General features: G+C 60.5%; 20 protein-coding genes and 2 tRNA genes. 7 read left to right on the top strand and 15 right to left on the bottom strand.

Annotation, left to right across the window (positions count from 1 at the left end; all coding sequences use genetic code 11):
• Positions 1 to 7: 7 nt before the first annotated feature.
• From GDH07_RS08810 to GDH07_RS08790, 5 genes are all read right to left on the bottom strand, one after another.
• Positions 8 to 1027, bottom strand: coding sequence for a LacI family DNA-binding transcriptional regulator (locus tag GDH07_RS08810; RefSeq protein WP_152897150.1), 1020 nt, complete (start codon positions 1025 to 1027; stop codon positions 8 to 10).
• A 3-nt stretch (positions 1028 to 1030) separates the two neighbouring features.
• The gene (locus GDH07_RS08805) at positions 1031 to 2008 is read right to left on the bottom strand and encodes an ABC transporter permease (protein ID WP_022643530.1); all 978 of its coding nucleotides are present in this window, start codon (positions 2006 to 2008) and stop codon (positions 1031 to 1033) included.
• Positions 2005 to 3558, bottom strand: coding sequence for a sugar ABC transporter ATP-binding protein (locus tag GDH07_RS08800; protein WP_103326118.1), 1554 nt, complete (start codon positions 3556 to 3558; stop codon positions 2005 to 2007). Before GDH07_RS08800 ends, GDH07_RS08805 begins: the two co-directional genes overlap by 4 nt.
• Positions 3559 to 3613: 55 nt before the next feature.
• A complete protein-coding gene (locus tag GDH07_RS08795) occupies positions 3614 to 4570 on the bottom strand; it encodes a sugar ABC transporter substrate-binding protein (protein ID WP_022643528.1) in 957 nt (318 codons plus the stop codon).
• A gap of 270 nt (positions 4571 to 4840) precedes the next feature.
• Complete coding sequence (locus GDH07_RS08790; protein ID WP_152897149.1) at positions 4841 to 5299, bottom strand: hypothetical protein; 459 nt, start codon at positions 5297 to 5299, stop codon at positions 4841 to 4843.
• A 339-nt stretch (positions 5300 to 5638) separates the two neighbouring features.
• On the opposite strand from GDH07_RS08790, the gene GDH07_RS08785 reads away from it, so the two are divergent.
• From GDH07_RS08785 to GDH07_RS08775, 3 genes are all read left to right on the top strand, one after another.
• Complete coding sequence (locus GDH07_RS08785) at positions 5639 to 6727, top strand: asparaginase (RefSeq protein WP_053138156.1); 1089 nt, start codon at positions 5639 to 5641, stop codon at positions 6725 to 6727.
• Positions 6728 to 6928: 201 nt separating this feature from the next.
• Positions 6929 to 7198: a DUF1654 domain-containing protein gene (locus GDH07_RS08780; RefSeq protein WP_053138153.1), complete on the top strand. Its 270-nt coding sequence runs from the start codon at positions 6929 to 6931 to the stop codon at positions 7196 to 7198.
• Positions 7199 to 7202: 4 nt separating this feature from the next.
• On the top strand, positions 7203 to 7892 hold the full coding sequence (locus GDH07_RS08775) for an endonuclease (protein WP_152897148.1): 690 nt from the start codon (positions 7203 to 7205) through the stop codon (positions 7890 to 7892).
• Between the two features lie 50 nt (positions 7893 to 7942).
• Here GDH07_RS08775 and GDH07_RS08770 read toward each other — a convergent pair whose 3' ends face one another.
• Entirely contained in the window at positions 7943 to 8305 is a 363-nt protein-coding gene (locus GDH07_RS08770; protein ID WP_425502100.1) for an SPOR domain-containing protein, read from the bottom strand.
• A gap of 267 nt (positions 8306 to 8572) precedes the next feature.
• On the opposite strand from GDH07_RS08770, the gene csrA reads away from it, so the two are divergent.
• The gene (gene csrA, locus GDH07_RS08765; RefSeq protein WP_007920550.1) at positions 8573 to 8767 is read left to right on the top strand and encodes a carbon storage regulator CsrA; all 195 of its coding nucleotides are present in this window, start codon (positions 8573 to 8575) and stop codon (positions 8765 to 8767) included.
• A 234-nt stretch (positions 8768 to 9001) separates the two neighbouring features.
• Here csrA and GDH07_RS08760 read toward each other — a convergent pair whose 3' ends face one another.
• The 6 genes from GDH07_RS08760 to GDH07_RS08735 form a co-directional block, all read right to left on the bottom strand.
• Entirely contained in the window at positions 9002 to 9433 is a 432-nt protein-coding gene (locus GDH07_RS08760; RefSeq protein ID WP_152897146.1) for a bleomycin resistance protein, read from the bottom strand.
• Between the two features lie 92 nt (positions 9434 to 9525).
• Positions 9526 to 9987, bottom strand: a complete 462-nt coding sequence (locus GDH07_RS08755; RefSeq protein ID WP_152897374.1) for a DUF2214 family protein — start codon at positions 9985 to 9987, stop codon at positions 9526 to 9528.
• A gap of 175 nt (positions 9988 to 10162) precedes the next feature.
• Positions 10163 to 11629 (bottom strand): carbohydrate-binding protein, encoded by a 1467-nt coding sequence (locus tag GDH07_RS08750; RefSeq protein WP_152897145.1) that lies wholly within the window; start codon positions 11627 to 11629, stop codon positions 10163 to 10165.
• Positions 11630 to 11674: 45 nt separating this feature from the next.
• Entirely contained in the window at positions 11675 to 12304 is a 630-nt protein-coding gene (locus GDH07_RS08745) for a lytic polysaccharide monooxygenase auxiliary activity family 9 protein (protein ID WP_031321399.1), read from the bottom strand.
• Between the two features lie 334 nt (positions 12305 to 12638).
• Positions 12639 to 12989 carry a hypothetical protein gene (locus GDH07_RS08740; protein ID WP_053138143.1) on the bottom strand — a complete coding sequence of 117 codons (351 nt, stop codon included), beginning with the start codon at positions 12987 to 12989 and terminating at the stop codon, positions 12639 to 12641.
• A gap of 88 nt (positions 12990 to 13077) precedes the next feature.
• Positions 13078 to 13398: a helix-turn-helix domain-containing protein gene (locus GDH07_RS08735; protein ID WP_152897144.1), complete on the bottom strand. Its 321-nt coding sequence runs from the start codon at positions 13396 to 13398 to the stop codon at positions 13078 to 13080.
• 275 nt (positions 13399 to 13673) lie between these two features.
• Here GDH07_RS08735 and GDH07_RS08730 point away from each other — a divergent pair, with 275 nt between their 5' ends.
• On the top strand, positions 13674 to 14807 hold the full coding sequence (locus GDH07_RS08730; RefSeq protein ID WP_152897143.1) for an RNA ligase RtcB family protein: 1134 nt from the start codon (positions 13674 to 13676) through the stop codon (positions 14805 to 14807).
• On the top strand, positions 14807 to 15424 hold the full coding sequence (gene prfH / locus GDH07_RS08725; RefSeq protein ID WP_152897142.1) for a peptide chain release factor H: 618 nt from the start codon (positions 14807 to 14809) through the stop codon (positions 15422 to 15424). Before GDH07_RS08730 ends, prfH begins: the two co-directional genes overlap by 1 nt.
• Positions 15425 to 16230: 806 nt before the next feature.
• Here prfH and GDH07_RS08720 read toward each other — a convergent pair.
• Positions 16231 to 16515 (bottom strand): hypothetical protein, encoded by a 285-nt coding sequence (locus tag GDH07_RS08720; RefSeq protein ID WP_152897141.1) that lies wholly within the window; start codon positions 16513 to 16515, stop codon positions 16231 to 16233.
• Positions 16516 to 16636: 121 nt separating this feature from the next.
• Positions 16637 to 16713: transfer RNA gene (locus GDH07_RS08715), tRNA-Val, on the bottom strand.
• Positions 16714 to 16901: 188 nt separating this feature from the next.
• Here GDH07_RS08715 and GDH07_RS08710 point away from each other — a divergent pair.
• A complete protein-coding gene (locus tag GDH07_RS08710) occupies positions 16902 to 18185 on the top strand; it encodes an NAD(P)/FAD-dependent oxidoreductase (RefSeq protein ID WP_152897140.1) in 1284 nt (427 codons plus the stop codon).
• A 165-nt stretch (positions 18186 to 18350) separates the two neighbouring features.
• Here GDH07_RS08710 and GDH07_RS08705 read toward each other — a convergent pair.
• Positions 18351 to 18427, bottom strand: a tRNA-Asp gene (locus GDH07_RS08705).
• Between the last annotated feature and the right edge of the window lie 6 nt (positions 18428 to 18433).

Genomic DNA, 18433 nt, shown 5'->3' with positions numbered 1-18433 from the left:
ATAAGGTTCAGCGGTATTGCACAAACGCGCCAGCAACGGGCGCGGTCGATTCCCGCAAGACGATGCTCGGCGTGACGATGCGCTGGTCCAGCGGCAGGTCCCGCGTGGCGATACGGCGCAGCAACAGCTCCGCCGCGGTCTCGCCCAACTGCAGGATCGACTGGCCCACAGTGGTCAGCGCCGGATAGACATAACGGCTCAACAAGATGTCGTCGAAACCGATTACCGACAGCTCGCCGGGCACGCGGATATTGCGCTCCGCCGCAGCACGCAACACGCCGATGCCCATCATGTCGTTGGTAGCGAAGATCGCGCTCGGCGGATTCCCGTCCAGCAGTTGCGCCGCCGCCAAGTAACCCCCGGTGCTGCTGAAGTCGCTCTCCAGGATGCGTTGTGCCGGCACCTCGACTCCCGCCTCGCGCAACGCCTGGTGAAAGCCCGCCAGGCGCATCTGGGTCACGCTGGTATTGGCCGGGCCGCCTACACAGGCGATGTCGCGATGCCCCAGCTCCAGCAAATGCCGGGTCGCCAGGTAGGCACCGTACTGGTGGTCGATGCGCACCAGGTCGGCATCCACGCCCTCCAGGCCACGGTCGACGATCACCATGGGCGTACGCACCCCAACCAGCCCTTGGGCCAAGCCGCTGTCGCCACCGACGGAGGTCACGATCAGCCCGTCGATGCGTTTCTCCAGCAGCACCCGCAGGTAGTTGCGCTGCTTGTCCGGATCGTCGTCGGAGTTGCAGAGGATCACGCAATAGCCGTTGCGCTCGCAGTAATCCTCGATACCCCGCGCCAATTCGGCGAAGTACGGATTGAGACTGTTGGGCACCAGCAAACCGATGGTGGCGGTGGTCTTGGCCTTGAGCGAACGAGCCACCGCGCTGGGCACGTAGTCCAGGCGCTGGATCGCCGCTTCGACCTTGAGTCGCACTTCTTCGCTGACCGGCCGTGTCTTGTTCAGTACATGGGACACCGTGGTATAGGAAATTCCCGCCAGCGCCGCCACATCCTTGATTGTTGCCATGAATCAAACCCGCCGGTTGGCGCGCTGGCTGCGATAGGTATCGAGCACCACGGCAATCACAATGACCGCGCCGGTGATGATGCGCTTGGTCGGTTCGGTTGCGCCGATTTGCGCAAGACCTGCAGCCAGCACGGAAATGATCAGGACGCCGAAGAAGGTGCTGATCACCGAGCCGCGTCCACCCATCAGGCTGGTGCCGCCGATCACCACCGCAGCGATGACCTGCAGCTCCAGGCCGGAGCCTGCGTTCGGGTCAGCCGCCTCAAGGCGGGAAATCTGGAACAGCGCGGCGATGCCCGCCAGCAGCCCCATCAGGCTGAACACGAGGATCTTGTAGGGCTTGGGATTGATTCCCGCCAGGCGCACTGCCTCTTCGTTGGTGCCGATGCCGATCAGGTAGCGGCCGAACACGGTACGGGTCAGCACCGCCTGGGCCAGGAAGATGATCAGCAGGGCAATGATAAACGACGGCGAAATGCCAAAGGCAATCGGATTCGACAGCCAGGCGAAGGCATCGCCGATATAGGCCGTGCGCGAACCGGTCATCTGATACGCCACGCCCCGGGCCATTTCCAGCACGCCCAGGGACACGATGAACGACGGGATGCGCCAGGCCACGGTGATCGAGCCGGTGATGGTGCCGGCCAGCGCGGCAGCGGCCATGCCCAGCAAGGCCGCCGGCACCACGCTCCAGCCCCAGCCGAGGATCGCCACGCTGACGGCGGAGGCCGCCAGAGCCAGCACCGAACCGACGGACAGGTCGATGCCACCGATGATCAGGACGAAGGTCATGCCCACCGCCAGCACCATCAGGTCCGGAATCTGGTTGGCCAGGGTGCTGAAGGTGTCGTAGGACAGGAAATGGCTGCTGAGCACGGAGAACAGGACGATCATCCCCAGCAGGGCCCCCGCCAGCCCCAGGTAGGTACCGAGGCCATAATATTGGCCGCCGCGCTTGCCGCTTGCAGGTGCAGTTTTCATGATGCATTCCTAGGCGCCGCTTCATTGAGCAACGCATCTCGTTTTTGATAGCCGGCGAACGCGGCGGCAAGCAATTCATCCTGGGTCCAGCTGTCACGCTCGAAGGTGTCGATCAGACGCCCGGCCGACAGCACGCCGATGCGATCGCAAATCAGCATCAGCTCCCGCAGGTCACTGGAAACCACCACCAGGGCCTTGCCCTGGCGCGTCAGCTCACCCAGCAAACCATAGATATCGAACTTGGCACCGACGTCGATCCCCCGGGTCGGCTCATCGAACAGCAGCACCGAACAGTCGCGCTCAAGCCAACGGCCGATCACCACTTTCTGCTGGTTGCCGCCGGAGAGTTCGGACACCAACTGCGCCGGACTGGAACTGCGGATCCGCATCGCATCGATCTGCCGGCGCGCCAGCTGTTCTTCATCCTCGGCCTTGACCAGGCCGCCACTGGAAATCGCCGGCATGTTGCCCAGGGCGATATTCGCGCTGATGGACTGGGTCAGTAGCAGGCCCTCGCCCTTGCGATCCTCGGTGATCAGGGCAATGCCGTTGGCCACCGCGTCCACCGGGGAGCGGATGCTCACCGTCCGCGCCGGAGCGCCCAGGGCAATGCTGCCGCTGTCGGCGACGTCGGCGCCGAAGATCAGGCGCAACAACTCGGTGCGCCCTGCCCCGATCAATCCGGAGATACCGAAGATCTCGCCGCTGCGCACCTGGAAGGACACATCGCGGACCTTGTCCGCACGACTGAGGTGGCTGACGGTGAGTGCCGGCGCGCCGATGTTGCGCTCACCCAGGTCGATATGTTCGCCCAGCTCGCGCCCCACCATCAGGTTCACCAGCTGCTCGCTGTTGTAATCGGCCATCGGCTCGACACAGACCAGGCAACCGTCGCGCAGCACGGCGATGCGCTGGGCCACCCGGGCCAGCTCTTCCAGGCGATGGGAGATATAGATGATCGATACGCCACGGGCCTGCAGCCGGGTGATCTGCTCGAAGAGCATTTCCACCTCCCGGGCGGTGAGCATCGCAGTCGGCTCATCGAGGATCAGCACATGGCAGTCGCCAATCAGGTTGCGAGCGATCTCCACCATCTGCTGGTGGCCGATCCCCAGTTCACCCACCAGGGTGTCGGGATCGATGGCGTCGAGGCCGACCTGGGCCATGGCCTCGATCGCCGCCTTGCGCAGTTGCTTGCGACTGATCCAGCCACCCTGGCTGGGCAAGTTGTGGAGGAACAGGTTCTCGGCTACCGACAGGGTCGGCAGCAGGTTGAGCTCCTGCATGACCATGCGGATGCCCAGTTCCTCGGCCTGGGTACGACTGCCCGGACGATAATCCTGGCCATTGAAACGCATATGGCCGGTGGTGGGGCTGACCAGGCCACCGATGATCTTCGACAGGGTGCTCTTGCCGGCGCCGTTCTCGCCGGTCAGCGCCAGCACTTCACCACGCAGCAGCGTCAGGTCGATGCCGGTCAGTACCGGTTGCGCATAGGTCTTGCCGATAGCGCTGACCGAAAGGACAGCGTTCGCAGCGGAAACAGACATAAAGACTCTCCATGCGCCCATCCGCCGGATGGGCGCCGTTGTACCGCCGGGAGGACTACTTGGTGACCAGTTCGACCGGAGTTTCGATCACGCCGTTGGCGCCGCTGTCGACCTTCTCGCCCTTGAGGATCTTCAGCGCAGCCTCGATGCCGAACACAGCCTGCTTGGCGGCGAACTGGTCGGCGGTGGCCAGGACCCGGCCATCCTTGAGCATCGGCTTGATAGCGTTGATGTTGTCGTAGCCGACCACCTGCACCTTGCCGGCCTTGCCTGCTGCGCGCACCGCGGATACCGCGCCGACGGCCATGCTGTCGTTACCGGCCAGCAGCGCCTTGAGGTTCGGGTATTCGCTGAGCATCGCCGCGGCGACACGGTTGCCCGCGTCGATTTCCCAGTCACCGGACTGCAGGGATACCACCTTGATCTGCGCGGCCTCCATGGCGTCCTTGAAGCCAGCGGTACGCTGCTGGGCATTGGTAGTGGTGGAGACCCCTTCGATGATCGCCACTTCGTCCCCGGCCTTGAGCTGCTTGGCCAGGTACTCGCCCACCAGGCGGGCGCCCTTGCGGTTGTCGGGACCTACGAACGGTACGCTGATGTTCTTGCTCTTGAGCACGCCAGGGTCGAGCTGGTTGTCGATGTTGATCACCGTGATCCCGGCATCCACTGCCTTCTTGATCACCGGCACCATCGCCTTGGAGTCGGCGGGCGCGATCACCAGGGCATTGACCTTGGAGACGATCATCTGCTCGACGATGCGGATCTGGTTGGCGGTATCGGTTTCATCCTTGATGCCGTTGGACACCAGGTCGAAGTCGGACGGGTGTTCTTTCTGGTAGGCCTTGGCACCGTCTTCCATGGTCAGGAAAAACTCGTTGGCCAGGGATTTCATGACCAGGGCGACCTTGGGTTTCTGCGGGGTATCGGCATAGGCCGAAGAGAGGGGAAGCGCTGAGCAGGTGGCGGCCAGGACAGCGGCGGCAAGCAGACGTCCAGCAAAGGGCAGCTTCATGGGTTCACTCCGATCTTATGATTATTGTGGGCAACGCTTGGATGACATGCGCAACCAGGTGCCGGGTATCGCTCAACGGCCTGGAGGTGCGGAAAAGATAGTCGATTATCCTTGCCGGAAGTCCGCGCAAACGTTTGCGTAAGGCGAACTATGCGAACCCGACCGGGGTTTGTCAACGCTGATTACTACGCGAAGGTGCCATCGGCGCACAGCTGCGCCGATGGCCAAGAGGAAGCAGCCGCCCAGCGCTTGGCACTGGGCGGATACTGATCAAGCGGAGGTATTCACCAACTTGCCGGAGGAGCCTGATTCCTTGGCCAGCTCGCGCACCAGGTTGCCCGAAACTTCAGCCAGTGCGGCGTTGGTTTGCGCTACCTGCCCCTGGATGGCCATGACCGCAGTCTGCTTGGCCTCGGGTGTCGGATAGCTGGCGGCCTGGGCAGCGGCCAGTTGCTGTTGCTGCTGCTTGAGCTGCTCTTGCAGCTCCTGCATGCGCTTGAGCAGCATCTTGACGACGATGCTGTGATTGTCACCCTCGCCGCCCGCATCGCCGCCCTCGGCTTTTTCCGCCTGCTTGGTCGAGCCGACGCGCAAAGTACCCGAGTCTTCAGTACCCAGCGCTGCCGGAGCGCCCTCGGCACTGGCATCGCTCAACGCATTGATGGTCGCGGGCGACTTGCCATTGATCAGAATGGCCCCCGGCCCTGGAAATCCGACTGACAGCGACATATGAACTCCTGGTTAAAAAAATCCTAAAAGACTCATCGACCGCGTCAGAACAATCTTTAATTCATGAGCGAAAAGCCCGCCTGCGGCTGACGACTGTCGCTTTCGGATTGCCGAACGCCATACTCCGAAACGTTCGGAAACCCGGACACAAGCCTGCCGAGGCCCGCCAAAAACAGAAATAAAATTGATATAAATCAGTAACTTAAAATACTTATCCGGCCAAGGTAGCGCTGGTACAGATCCTGCTCAACCCGCGATGCCCCGCCGCATACAGATCTGCAGCCGAGGTGTTTCTAGATGAACCTGCACCAGCACCGTCTCACTACTAGAGAGAAAACAATGAAATCTGCCTTCAAAACCTTCGTTCCGGGCGCTTTGGCCCTGCTCATGCTCCTGCCCGCAGCCCTGCAGGCCAAGGAAGCCGAAACCCAACAGAAGCTCTCCAACGTGGTGATCCTCGCCACCGGCGGCACCATTGCCGGCGCCGGCGCCAGCGCGGCCAACAGCGCCACCTACCAGGCAGCCAAGGTCGGCATCGAACAACTGATCGCCGGCATCCCCGAGTTGAGCCAAGTGGCCAACGTACGTGGCGAGCAAGTGATGCAGATCGCCTCGGAAAGCATCACCAATGAAAACCTGCTGCAACTGGGTCGCCGCGTAGCCGAGCTGGCCGACAGCAAGGACGTGGACGGTATCGTCATCACCCACGGTACCGACACCCTGGAAGAGACTGCCTACTTCCTCAACCTGGTGGAAAAAACCGACAAGCCAATCGTCGTAGTCGGCTCCATGCGCCCAGGCACAGCCATGTCCGCGGACGGCATGCTCAACCTGTACAACGCCGTATCCGTGGCCGGCAACAAAAGCTCCCGGGGCAAAGGCGTACTGGTGACCATGAACGACGAGATCCAGTCCGGTCGCGACGTCAGCAAGATGATCAACATCAAGACCGAAGCCTTCAAGAGCCCATGGGGCCCGCTGGGCATGGTGGTGGAAGGCAAGTCCTACTGGTTCCGCCTGCCAGCCAAGCGCCACACCATGGACTCGGAATTCGACATCAAGAACATCAAGAGCCTGCCTGACGTAGAAATCGCCTACGGCTACGGCAACGTCAGCGACACCGCCTACAAGGCCCTGGCCCAGAGCGGCGCCAAGGCCATCATCCACGCTGGCACCGGCAACGGCTCGGTATCTTCCCGCGTGGTACCGGCCCTGCAGGAACTGCGCAAGAACGGCGTGCAGATCATCCGTTCTTCCCACGTCAATGCTGGTGGTTTCGTACTGCGTAACGCCGAACAGCCTGACGACAAGAACGACTGGGTCGTGGCTCACGACCTGAACCCGCAGAAAGCCCGCATCCTGGCCATGGTCGCCCTGACCAAGACCCAGGACAGCAAGGAACTGCAACGCATGTTCTGGGAATACTGATTCCCGCTGCTCGACCGGCCCCGGTCGAGCAGGCTTGCCTCCACTCGCCCGCCCGGGCGAGTGGTCCTTGATTCCAGATCACGCTGCTTCTTGTCCCGCCTTAAAAAATTTCCAGCATGTATGAGACAAACGCGCAAAGCGTTGTCAGAGGAACTTCTTGAATTTTAAGCAGTTGCGAAATGCCCTACAGTTAAATACTGTATGCACGTACAGCTTAATAAGGATTGTTCCGTGGCCTCATCCCAAACACCCCTCAGCTCCTACGAACGCCTGGGTGTACGCATCCAAAAGATCATCAACTCTCCTACCGCTCAAAAAGCCAAAGCCGCCTTGATCTTCCGCCTCGCCGATGAACCCCAGGACGAATGGGAGCGCCTGCTGGAAGAGATCGCCGAAAACGACAACGTCACCCTCGCCTATCGCGACGATGGTGGCGTGCAGATTTTCTGGGTCGTACCGAAGGAAGATTGAGCTGATGATCGTTCGTTGTTTCGCTGTACTGCTGTTGCTCCTTAGCTCCACCGTCCAGGCCGACGCCCCCCGCACTTTCAGTGAGGCCAAGAAGGTTGCCTGGAAACTCTACGCCCCCCAGTCCACCGAGTTCTATTGCGGCTGCAAGTACAAGGGCAATCGAGTGAACCTGGCCGCCTGTGGCTACGTACCCCGCAAGAATGCCAAGCGCGCCGAGCGCATCGAGTGGGAACACATAGTGCCGGCCTGGCAGATCGGCCATCAGCGCCAGTGCTGGCAGCAAGGCGGCCGCAAGAATTGTTCGCGCAACGACACCGTCTACCAGCGAGCCGAAGCCGACCTGCACAATCTGGTACCGAGCATCGGTGAGGTGAATGGCGATCGCAGCAACTTCAGCTTCGGCTGGCTACCGGAGCAGTCAGGCCAATACGGCTCCTGCCTGACCCAGGTGGACTTCAAGGCCAAGAAGGTCATGCCCAGGCCGTCGATCCGCGGCATGATCGCCCGCACCTACTTCTATATGAGCAAGCAATACGGCTTGCGCCTGTCAAAGCAGGACCGGCAACTTTTCGAAGCCTGGAACAAGACCTATCCGGTGCAGGACTGGGAGCGCCAACGCAACCAGAGCGTGGCGTGCGTGATGGGACGCGGCAACGAATTCGTCGGAACGGTCAACCTCAAGGCCTGCGGCTGACCTGCAATCGCCCGCAGGACGCGGGCGATACTCCAGGAAGGAAACCCGGCCTACTGCGCGCTCTGATGCTCGATCACCGTGACATCGATATCGCGCTTCTTCGCCTTGACCAGCTTCTCGACCACTTCGGTCTTCTTCGCCTCGGCTTCGGCCTGGGATGCAAAAGGTCCGACCAGCACTCGCTGCTTGCCGTCCACCGTCACCACGCTGGAGATGATCCCGTGCTCGATCAACCAGCCGGTGAGGTCGCTCACCGCCTGGGGCAGCTCGCTACCCACCAGCACATCCCATTGCGCAGAAGTGGCGGCCACCGCCGGCGGCCCCTGCTCCACAGCCGCGACATTCTTGCTCACCTCGGCTCGCTTGCCTTCGCCACAACCGGCCAAACCCACTACCGCCAATGCGGCTAACATCATCGCTATCGTGCGCACAACCTACCCCTAGAAAATCTGACTCGGCGATTTTACCACCCAAGGCTCGAGAGACCTCGTCACAAAATCGAGCCGAAACAGGAAGAATGAATTTTATTGCATCTGTATAGTTGCGCCTTGGGAATTTATAGATCTTCTGCGCGTCAGAAAGAGGCACCCACTTAGTGGAACTTCGCACTAATCTATACCTAAGACCGACCTCTGCACTGTTTCAATCTGGTGCCCTACCAAGCTATCAAGGAGAAGATCATGCTGATACTCACCCGCAAAGTCGGTGAAAGCATCAACATCGGTGACGACATTACGATCACCATCCTCGGCGTCAGCGGCCAGCAAGTCCGCATCGGCATCAATGCGCCAAAAGACGTCGCGGTCCACCGTGAAGAAATCTACCAACGTATCCAGGCGGGCCTCACCGCACCGGACAAACGCGAAACCCCTTGAGCCCCATGAGCATCAGTCTTCGGCCCGCGCGCTACGATTGGCGCGGCGTATACCTTGTTCGCCTTGAGCTTTTTCCCGCAACCCCGCTGCATGCCCCGACAGGGCGGCAAGCACCACAGACTTCCAGGCACCAGACCACCCCTCATCACTGACGACTCTCCTCCCCGACTCACACTCCATCCCTGACTCCCGATACGCGACGCCCCGCTCTGCAGGCGTCGCCCCAGACCAGGACTAGGCCGGCCTGAAACCCAGCGCCTGGGTGAAACGCAGCAGGTAGCCATCCGGGTCGAGCACCAGCAGGTTCGACTGTCCGCAAAGGCGATCATCTTGCCGATACCAACACTCCTGGATATCCCGGCGCAGCATGATGCCGGCGTGAGCCAGGGCCTGCGCCAAGACGCGAATGTCCGGGCACTCGATCGACAGGTTCATCCCGCGTCCGAAAGGTGCCTCCAAGGGCTCTACACGCCAGGGAGATGACTCCTGGTCGTCCTCCTCCAGCATCAGCTGGGCACCGTTGAAATCGAGAAAGGCAAAGCCGGACTCCGGTCGCTGGTACTCGACCCTGAAACCCAGGATGGTGCAATAAAATTCCAGGCTGCGGTCCAGGTTCGTGACCAGCAGTTCCGGGACCAGCTTGTTCATCTGAAACCCTGGGGTCATCGCGGCATCCATCGCTCATTGATCGAGCCGCGAGACTACTCCCAAGCCCAGGCCAATGCAGTAGCGCTTACCATTGATTACAAAGTTCCAGCCTACAGCTGCGCCAGCCCTACTCCCCGCGCCATACCGCTGGCCGCGACCACCAGCAGCATCAGCAACAGCGCCTGCAACTGGCTGGTCCGGACGAACGAAGAAGCCCGGGCGATATCCGGCTGCGTCCCGCGTGCCAGGGCGATACGCCAGCGGACCAGGGTCAACATGGGAAAAACCTCCAGCAGCAGGATGCCGATGAACAAGGCCATTTTCAGATGGAACAACGGCTGCTGCAGATAGTAGTCGATGCCCTTGCCGTTACCGCCGAAAGCCCGCAACAAGCCGGTCACCAGCAGCACCAGCGCGGTCAGCCCCCAAGCATTGTCGACCAGCAACACCGACCGGTAGCTGGACTCGCCACGGACCAGGCGCCCCAAGGCTGCGGCACGGGCCAGCACCGCCGCGAAAGCGCCGGCAAACGCCAGCAAGTGCACAGCCGCCAACATCCACTGCATCAGCATCGCGCTCACCTCCATCTGGTTGATCGAGAAATCCGGGCAGCTCAATTAATAGTCCATGGGCGCGGCATCCGCCGCCTCCGGGAAATGTGCAAGACAAGAAAAACGACCCAGGCACGGATCGCAAGATCCGCACCTGGGTCGCCTGGCCATCCAATCCAGCAATGACCCGCCATGCTCAAGCATGGCGCTCCAGCAATACCTTGCGCCACAAGGTGAAAGCCACCGAAGGCGTCCACGCCGGGTTGGAGGTGTGCTCCTGAAGGCACAGGTAGCGATTGCCCTCAAAGCTCACACCGTCTTCCTTGCGGTAGTGCTGGCTGACGCGCCACTGCGGGAAGCCCGGGTCTACCTCGCCACCGGCAGTCCTGGCTGTCACGCTGCGACTGGGTAACGACTCCTGCCCCTGGATATCGGTGGCAGTGACGAAGTAGCTGTACTCGGTATCTGGTTGCAGGCCCTGGTCCTCGACGCCTGGAGCAGGCGTCTTGGCCACTGGCCGACCGTCGCGATACAGGGAATAGAACTCCACCGGACGTTCGCCGCCGACCACGCTCCAGCCCAGGCTGATGCTGTTGCGGCTACGGCCCGATACCGCCAGGTTGCCAGGTGCCGGTGGGCGCTCCGGTTCACCGCCATCGCCATGGATCAGCGGCGCGTAGCGATTGCAGAACTCCCAGTTGTAGTGCGTTCCCTGCCGGCTGGTGCCGGCATCCCAGTTCACCGACCAGGTCATCAGCCCCTTGATGGCATGGCCAGCCTTCTGCAAGCGCTTGAAGGCATTGGTCAACGCCGCCGGATCGATGACGTACCCGGTAGCCGCGGCATCGACGTTGCTCGGCAGGCCGATCGCCAGCTTGTCCGCCGGGATGCGAGTGAAGCCACGAGTGCCGGAAGCCAGGCTGTCGGTGAGGTAGAACAGGAAGTCCTCCTTCACCTGGTCGTTGCTCTGGGCAAGCCAGGCCCCACGACCACCGTTGGCCTCCGCTACCCACAGGCCATCACCGCCCTGGTTGTAGTACTGCGGGGCGATGAAGTCGTAGTAGCCCTCCAGCGCCTGCAAGTACGGCAGGTACTTGCCACTGCTGGTCAGGTACGGGAACTCCGGCGCCATGCTGATGATGAAGTGCTTGCCCTGGCCGGCGTAATGATCCTTTACCAGTTTCAATGCCGCTGGCAGCACGCTCTTGTTATCGGCGAAGTCGATGGCGCTCTGCTCCAGGTCGATGTCCAGGCCATCGAAGCCATAGGTTTCGACCAGGCGGATGATCTCGTTGGCCAAAGGCTGCTCGTTGCCCTTGTGCAACTCGATATGCGCATCGGCGCCACCCAGGGAAATCAACACTGCCCGCCCCTGGCTGTTGAGTACGCCCACCTGACGCCGGAACTCGGCGTCAGACAGGTTGTAGGGCTTGAAAGTGGGAATGCCGTTGCCTTTCATGAAGGCCACCGCCACCACGTTGTACTCCTTGGGTACATCCAGCAGGCTCAGGTTGGCGAACTGCCCGCGCTGGTAACCATCGGCGGCGCCAGCGGCCCAGTTGTGCCAGAAGCCCATGAGGATCTTCTTGCCGGCGAGGCTGGGCATCAGCGATGCGGCATCGGCGGCCTGACTCTTGATCAAGGAAAAGTCGATTTTATCCATGTTCTATTCCTTCAGAACTATTAAAAGAGTTTCTTCCACTGCAACTTACTTGAAGTCCAGATCGAAGGCCTGATAGAAAGCGTTACCGGTATTGGCCACAATCCAGGCCAGAACTACAACATGGTGCCCCTTCTTGTTCTTGGGCAGCACGACTTCATGTTCGGTCTTGGCTTTCAATTCCGGGCCATGTGCGTGATACGGAACTTGAGTATAGAAATCCTGGTAAAAAGCCTTGGGCTCAAGTTGCGCACGGCTGATCCGTTGTTTCGGATCCCAGCCATCTTTGGTGATGAACCAGCTATACCCACGGGTAACGTGTGGAGCGCTGTAAACCCACTGCACCCGGAATACTTGCCCAGGCTCCACGTTCACCAGCGGCCAGCTGAATGGACGATTGAGTTTCTTCGACATTTCTTCGTCGGTGAAGTTGACGCAATCACGCGCATCGGTCTTGCCACCGCTGAGGATATGGCCATCTGCAGGCGGTGCGACACTGGGTTCGTCGCTGCCGTAAGGGGCCGGGAACGGTCCGGCGCCCAGGGCCGGCAAGTTCTTTCCGCCTTCCATTTCGTTGACCTGCCAGGTGCCCAGGAGACCCAGATCCACCGCGACCGCACCGCGGCTGGAAGGAGATACGACACGACCATGTTTAAGTTGAGTTTGTGGCTTATTCATTTCTTTCACTCCATTGATTAATTAAAACTCGCTCTTGGCGAGCACCTTTAACTTAGCGCACTTTTTCCTACTTTTTTCATGCGCTCGACAAGTAACCACTTCAGACAATTTGCAAAAAACAGCGCAAAGCCCATTAAACCCTGGATTTCCTTATTTGCGCTGACAATTTGAAGAGTCAATGTATTACACGCTTTTCTGGAGTAAAAATGACTTCCCCCGATTTATTCCAGAGAAGAACTTGAAACTAAGCCCGAAAAATCCAAGCTCCAGAAACGACAAAACCCGGCCAGGGCCGGGTTTGCAGGAAACGCGCTGAAGGCTGCGCCAGGGAAAACTACAAGCAGGTGGCCAAAGCCGCCAGGCGGCGCTTGGAGACGAAATTGTCTTCAACGGCGTAGAAGCGGACGGTGGTCGCCGCCGCCTCCGCCTTGATATCCACGAAGGATTCGGCGGACCGGCTATACACCGTATAGCCACCGCCCTTGCCCGACTCCAGATAGGCTGCGGCATCGACACCGAATACCGCCTCATCCTGCCAGGCGAACTGCACACACTGCGCCACCAACTGATCGGCCTTGGCCGAGCTCAAGGTCTTGGCGGGGGCCTTGGCCCGCGCATCATCCATGTTAGAGCTCGCGCAGCCGGCCAACAGGGCCGCCACCGTTACCGCCATCAAAACCCGCATGCTGCCTCCTGGTCCGTGAAAACGCGAGAGTATCGCCCAGGCGCTGGAAAAAAGCCGTCCAGGGCCGAGAAAAAACACGCACCAGGCTTCAGCATTCGGCCAGGGACGACGCCAGCTGGGCAATAGCCTCCTGGTCGTCGTCGCCAAGATGGCGGTAGTTCTGGATGACGCTGCTTTCATCGGCGCTCAGGCTGCCCTCGGGCAGGCGTGAAGGCTCGCCGGTCAATACGTAGAGCAGATCTACCCCATGGCGTCCTATCGCCATCAAGTAATCCGACTTGGGTACCCGTTCACCGCTCTCATAGCGCCCCTGGGCATTGGCCTCGACTCCACCGATAGCCCCGAACTCCTGCTGGGAAAGCCCCAGCGCCTTGCGCTGTTCTTTCAAGCGCTCACCGAAGGTCTGCATAACCATCCTCATTCGACAATGTGATGGTTGTTACGACCACGGCCATTGGCGAAGGTGCCCATTCTGAAAAATGGCCCATTGCCAGCCACGGGACAAACGATTAACCTTCGCGCCCCTTCCCACACTTTTGACAAGGAGACTCATCATGGAACAGCTGATCACCCCTTGCAGGACGTGCCTGGTTTAAACGCTGCATCCGCTATTCGTTAGCGCCTTCGCTTAATCCCGCTTCGTCCTGCCATTACCTGAATATTTTTTCCAATCAGGAATTGGACATGGACACTTGCATCCGTCATTTGTCGAACGGCGTCTCTCTGATCGCCTCCGACACCACCTGGATCGAAGACAAAGCGCTCCAGCAACTGCACACCACCGCCCAACTGCCCGGCATGCGCCAGGTCGTCGGCATGCCCGACTTGCATCCCGGCCGAGGCTATCCGGTAGGCGCGGCATTTTTCTCCACCGAGGTGATCTACCCAGCCCTGGTGGGCAACGACATCGGCTGCGGCATGGCGCTGTGGCAAACCGATATTTCCAGCATTCGCCCGAACCTCGACAAGCTGGAAAAGAAGATCGGCAACATCGACCTTCCGCTGGACGAGCAGTGGGATGAAGAACGTGAGCAATTGGGCCTACCGGTGACTGGCCACGAGCACTCCCTGGGCACCATTGGGGGTGGCAACCACTTCGCCGAGCTGCAGCAGCTCGACCAGGTGTACGACACCGAGGCCCTGCAAGCACTGGAGCTGAACTCCAAGGCCCTGCTCCTGCTGGTGCACAGCGGCTCCCGGGGCCTGGGGGAAGCCATTCTGCGCCGCCATGTGGACCAGCATGGGCATCAGCCTCTGGAAGTCGACAGCGTCGCCGGCGCCCAGTATCTGCAGCAGCACAATGAGGCCTTGCGCTTCGCCGAAGCCAATCGCCGACTGATTGCCGAGCGGCTGCTTTGCAACCTGCGGGCCAAGGGACATACCGTACTGGACATCAACCACAACCTGGTATCGCCGGCCAACGTCGACGGAGTCAGTGGCTGGCTGCATCGCAAAGGGGCCACGCCTTCTGACGTGGGACCGGTGGTCATCCCGGGCTCCCGGGGCGACTACAGCTACCTGGTACAACCCATCCCGGCAACCGCCAGCCTCTATTCCCTGGCCCATGGGGCCGGGCGCAAATGGCTGCGCAGCGACTGCAAGGGCCGCCTGGATGCACGTTTCAGTTTCGAGCAGCTCAAGCGCACTCAACTGGGCAGCCGGGTGATCTGCGAAGACCGCGGCCTGATGTACGAGGAGGCCCCCGAGGCCTACAAGAGCATCGATAGCGTAGTAGGTAGCCTGCGAGATGCCGGACTGGTGAAGATCATCGCTCGGCTCAAGCCGGTACTGACCTACAAGCGCCGGGGGTGCTGCTGATGTTGTTGCTGCAACTCTCCTCCGCCCAGGGCCCGGTGGAGTGTGAAATCGCCGTGAGCAAGGCCTTGCGCCAACTGTATCGCGAGGCCCAGATCCTGGGCGTGCGTATCGATATCGTGGAGCAGGTTGCCGGGTATGGCGGCAACCACTGCAAGTCGGTCCTGACCAGCCTCGACGGCGAGCAGGCCGAGGAGCTTGCCCGGCGCTGGACCGGCACCCTGCTGTGGAGCTGCAAGAGCCCTTCGCGGCCCGGCCACAAGCGCAAGAACTGGTATTTCGCCGGCCAGCTGTTCAGTCCGCCCCAGGGTGCCCAGGACAGCGAGATCCGATTCGAAGCCATGCGTGCCTCAGGTCCCGGCGGCCAGCATGTGAACACCACGGACTCCGCCGTGCGTGCCACGCACCTGGCTACCGGCATCAGCGTGAAGGTGCAATCCGAGCGCAGCCAGCATGACAACAAGCGCCTGGCGCGCCTGTTGATCCAGCAGCGCCTGGAAGCCCGGCAACAGCAAGACCAGGAGCAGCTGCGCCAGGATCGCCGCGACGCCCACCACCAGGTGGAACGCGGCAATCCGGTGCGCACCTTCAACGGCATATCCTTCACCACCCAGAACTGAAACCTTGCCCCGGGGCTCGCAGCACCGCGCGCCCCGGGAGCGAGGCCAGCTCCTCACCGTGCAACCGCAGGCTGCCAGCAGTAAGGCCACAGCCCCTCACACCAGCACCCAGCACCCAGCACCCAGCACCCAGCACCCAGCACCGACAGGCAATCCATCGACGCGTTCATCATCAAGTTGGCTCGCCCCGGATACGGCTGCAACTCATCCCCAATGAATAGGCTGAGGCGCTCCAGCCTGCTGCCGGAGCCGCAAATCTAGCGCCCCCGGGCGCAATACGGCGACCACCAGGGCGCCTAGAGAACCTGCTGCACACGGACCTGAGCGACATCAGCTGGATTACGCCCTGAGACTGTGCAAACACTCGACCAACAAGATCGGCACACAAGAATCGACCGGGTTTGCAGCCGACGAAAAAACGGGACACCAAGGGGGCATCCCGCACACTGAATACCAGCGATTGGTAAAAACAGAGAACCATTGGACCGATGCCTGGCGCTCCTGCCGGCATCCAGTCCAAGCGCAGCCCTCTGCGTGATTGAAGGCACCTTATGATCGCTTCGGACTCCGGACAATTTGAGCTATCAGCAAACTGGCTGTGCCAACTCACAATGATCAACCCTGGACTTGAGCGACGACCAACGCTGACCTCGACATCTGATGATGATAATTAACGCATGTGTCTGGCCTACTGCCGCCCTGGAACCCTCTGCACTCGTAGCCTAGCTAACGGCAAAGATCCCAGGAATACGCTCATCGAAAGCCATCTTTCATCTATCAGAAGAACCGCGCCGCCAAGTTTTTTATCAGAAAAAACACAGGGTTATAATTTTTTTGCTGTACTCGGGAAAAAACACGGGCAGAAATGACCACCAGCGATACAGCCTCCGCTGTTTTATTTTCGCGGCTTGTTCGCCACCTTTCATATTCGCGCAGCAAAATGCATGTGCCAGCCGCACCAGCATCGACCAAGTGGCTACACGCTCCATCGCGTCACGTGCACAAGCGGCCAGGTAACGAGGAATAAAAGGAACCTGAGGCGTCATCAGAGCAACACCAAGCATCAGCTCAGCGCTGGCAGGACCCCGCATGCAGCGGGCACCGGGAAGATCGGAGGGATTTGGCAAGGATCGTGAAAAAGCCCCATAACGAAAAAAGGGCTCACCTTTCGGTGAACCCTTTTTCAGACCGCCCAGCAGAGCGGATTTTGTTTGGTAGGCGCGATTGGACTCGAACCAACGACCCCCACCATGTCAAGGTGGTGCTCTAACCAACTGAGCTACGTGCCTGCTGTGAGGCGGCATTCTACGGAATTCCGGAGGGGTGTCAACACCTTTTTTTTCAGCTAAGCCTATGAATATGCGAATTTTTTAATTTCCCGAGGGCGAAGAAGTTTTTCTTCTGCTCTGGCAGCCCATTTGCAACTCAGGTAGCATCGCCGCACTCGTAAAATATATTAAACACAAGAGGTCGCAGGATGGCGCACATTCCATACCCACAGTCCTATTACGCCGCTTCAGCCAACGTCGCCCCGGAACGCCCCCAACTGCAAGGCGAGATGGAAACCGACGTCTGCGTGATCGGTGCGGGTTACACCGGCCTGTCCAGCGCCCTCTTCCTCCTGGAGAGCGGCTTTCGCGTCACCGTGCTGGAGGCGGCCAGGGTCGGCTTCGGCGCATCCGGACGCAACGGCGGCCAAATCGTCAACAGCTACAGCCGCGACATCGATGTGATCGAGCGCAGTGTCGGCCCCAAGCAAGCGCAACTGCTGGGACAGATGGCATTCGAGGGCGGCAAGATCATTCGCGAGCGCATCGCCAAGCACAAAATCCAGTGCGACTTGAAGGACGGTGGCGTGTTCGCAGCCCTGACGGGCAAGCAGATGGCTCACCTGGAGTCACAGAAGCGCCTGTGGGAGCGTTACGGCCACACTCAACTGGAACTGCTGGATGAGCGCCGGATTCGCGAAGTCGTGGCCAGCGACCAGTACCTGGGCGGCATGCTCGACATGAGCGGCGGCCACATCCACCCACTGAACCTGGCATTGGGCGAAGCGGCCGCCGTCGAGTCCCTGGGCGGTGTCATCCACGAACAATCCCCGGCAGTGCGCATCGAGCGTGGAGCCTCTCCCGTGGTGCACACCCCCCAGGGCAGGGTCCGCGCCAAGTTCGTCATCGTTGCCGGCAACGCCTACCTGGGCAACCTGATTCCGGAGCTCGCAGCCAAGTCCATGCCTTGCGGCACCCAGGTGGTCACCACCGAGCCCCTGGGCGACGAACTGGCAGCCAGCCTGCTGCCCCAGGACTATTGCGTCGAAGACTGCAATTACCTGCTCGATTACTATCGACTCTCCGGCGACAAGCGACTGATCTTCGGCGGCGGCGTGGTATATGGCGCCCGGGATCCAGCGAACATCGAGGCGATCATCCGCCCGAAAATGCTCAAGGCTTTCCCGCAGCTCAAGGATGTGAAGATCGACTATGCCTGGACCGGCAACTTCCTACTGACGTTGTCGCGCTTGCCGCAAGTTGGCCGCCTGGGGGACAACATCTATTACTCCCAGGGCTGCAGCGGCCATGGCGTGACCTATACCCATCTGGCCGGCAAGGTCCTGGCAGAGGCCCTGAGAGGCCAGGCAGAGCGCTTCGACGCCTTCGCCAACCTGCCCCACTACCCCTTCCCTGGCGGGCACGCACTGCGCGTCCCATTCAGCGCCCTGGGGGCCTGGTATTACAGCCTGCGGGACAAGCTCGGCTTCTGACGTGGCTTTTCATCACCGACAAAAAAACCGCCAGACAGGCGGTTTTTTTGTGGGCGAATCATAACGACAGAAACCACAGAGGCGAAAAACAAAAACCCCGGTCTTGCGACCAGGGTCTTTGCTGTTTCGCTGCATCAAGGCGTTCAGTGGTCCTTGAAGCATATATGGCGCAGCGGACGGGACTCGAACCCGCGACCCCCGGCGTGACAGGCCGGTATTCTAACCGACTGAACTACCGCTGCGTATCG

The organism is Pseudomonas piscis (assembly GCF_009380155.1).
In the GTDB taxonomy this organism is placed as follows: Bacteria; Pseudomonadota; Gammaproteobacteria; order Pseudomonadales; family Pseudomonadaceae; genus Aquipseudomonas; species Aquipseudomonas piscis.
The sequence above is the reverse complement of the archived record's forward strand: the minus strand, read 5'-3'. Positions and strand labels throughout refer to the sequence as shown.

Excerpts from the sequence above, each read along its gene's own strand:
- GDH07_RS08810 (WP_152897150.1), bottom strand. The coding sequence starts at position 1,027 with ATGGCAACAATCAAGGATGTGGCGGCGCTGGCGGGAATTTCCTATACC.
- GDH07_RS08805 (WP_022643530.1), bottom strand. The coding sequence starts at position 2,008 with ATGAAAACTGCACCTGCAAGCGGCAAGCGCGGCGGCCAATATTATGGC.
- GDH07_RS08800 (WP_103326118.1), bottom strand. The coding sequence starts at position 3,558 with ATGTCTGTTTCCGCTGCGAACGCTGTCCTTTCGGTCAGCGCTATCGGC.
- GDH07_RS08795 (WP_022643528.1), bottom strand. The coding sequence starts at position 4,570 with ATGAAGCTGCCCTTTGCTGGACGTCTGCTTGCCGCCGCTGTCCTGGCC.
- GDH07_RS08790 (WP_152897149.1), bottom strand. The coding sequence starts at position 5,299 with ATGTCGCTGTCAGTCGGATTTCCAGGGCCGGGGGCCATTCTGATCAAT.
- GDH07_RS08785 (WP_053138156.1), top strand. The coding sequence starts at position 5,639 with ATGAAATCTGCCTTCAAAACCTTCGTTCCGGGCGCTTTGGCCCTGCTC.
- GDH07_RS08780 (WP_053138153.1), top strand. The coding sequence starts at position 6,929 with ATGCACGTACAGCTTAATAAGGATTGTTCCGTGGCCTCATCCCAAACA.
- GDH07_RS08775 (WP_152897148.1), top strand. The coding sequence starts at position 7,203 with ATGATCGTTCGTTGTTTCGCTGTACTGCTGTTGCTCCTTAGCTCCACC.
- GDH07_RS08770 (WP_425502100.1), bottom strand. The coding sequence starts at position 8,305 with ATGTTAGCCGCATTGGCGGTAGTGGGTTTGGCCGGTTGTGGCGAAGGC.
- csrA (WP_007920550.1), top strand. The coding sequence starts at position 8,573 with ATGCTGATACTCACCCGCAAAGTCGGTGAAAGCATCAACATCGGTGAC.
- GDH07_RS08760 (WP_152897146.1), bottom strand. The coding sequence starts at position 9,433 with ATGACCCCAGGGTTTCAGATGAACAAGCTGGTCCCGGAACTGCTGGTC.
- GDH07_RS08755 (WP_152897374.1), bottom strand. The coding sequence starts at position 9,987 with ATGCTGATGCAGTGGATGTTGGCGGCTGTGCACTTGCTGGCGTTTGCC.
- GDH07_RS08750 (WP_152897145.1), bottom strand. The coding sequence starts at position 11,629 with ATGGATAAAATCGACTTTTCCTTGATCAAGAGTCAGGCCGCCGATGCC.
- GDH07_RS08745 (WP_031321399.1), bottom strand. The coding sequence starts at position 12,304 with ATGAATAAGCCACAAACTCAACTTAAACATGGTCGTGTCGTATCTCCT.
- GDH07_RS08740 (WP_053138143.1), bottom strand. The coding sequence starts at position 12,989 with ATGCGGGTTTTGATGGCGGTAACGGTGGCGGCCCTGTTGGCCGGCTGC.
- GDH07_RS08735 (WP_152897144.1), bottom strand. The coding sequence starts at position 13,398 with ATGCAGACCTTCGGTGAGCGCTTGAAAGAACAGCGCAAGGCGCTGGGG.
- GDH07_RS08730 (WP_152897143.1), top strand. The coding sequence starts at position 13,674 with ATGGACACTTGCATCCGTCATTTGTCGAACGGCGTCTCTCTGATCGCC.
- prfH (WP_152897142.1), top strand. The coding sequence starts at position 14,807 with ATGTTGTTGCTGCAACTCTCCTCCGCCCAGGGCCCGGTGGAGTGTGAA.
- GDH07_RS08720 (WP_152897141.1), bottom strand. The coding sequence starts at position 16,515 with ATGCGGGGTCCTGCCAGCGCTGAGCTGATGCTTGGTGTTGCTCTGATG.
- GDH07_RS08710 (WP_152897140.1), top strand. The coding sequence starts at position 16,902 with ATGGCGCACATTCCATACCCACAGTCCTATTACGCCGCTTCAGCCAAC.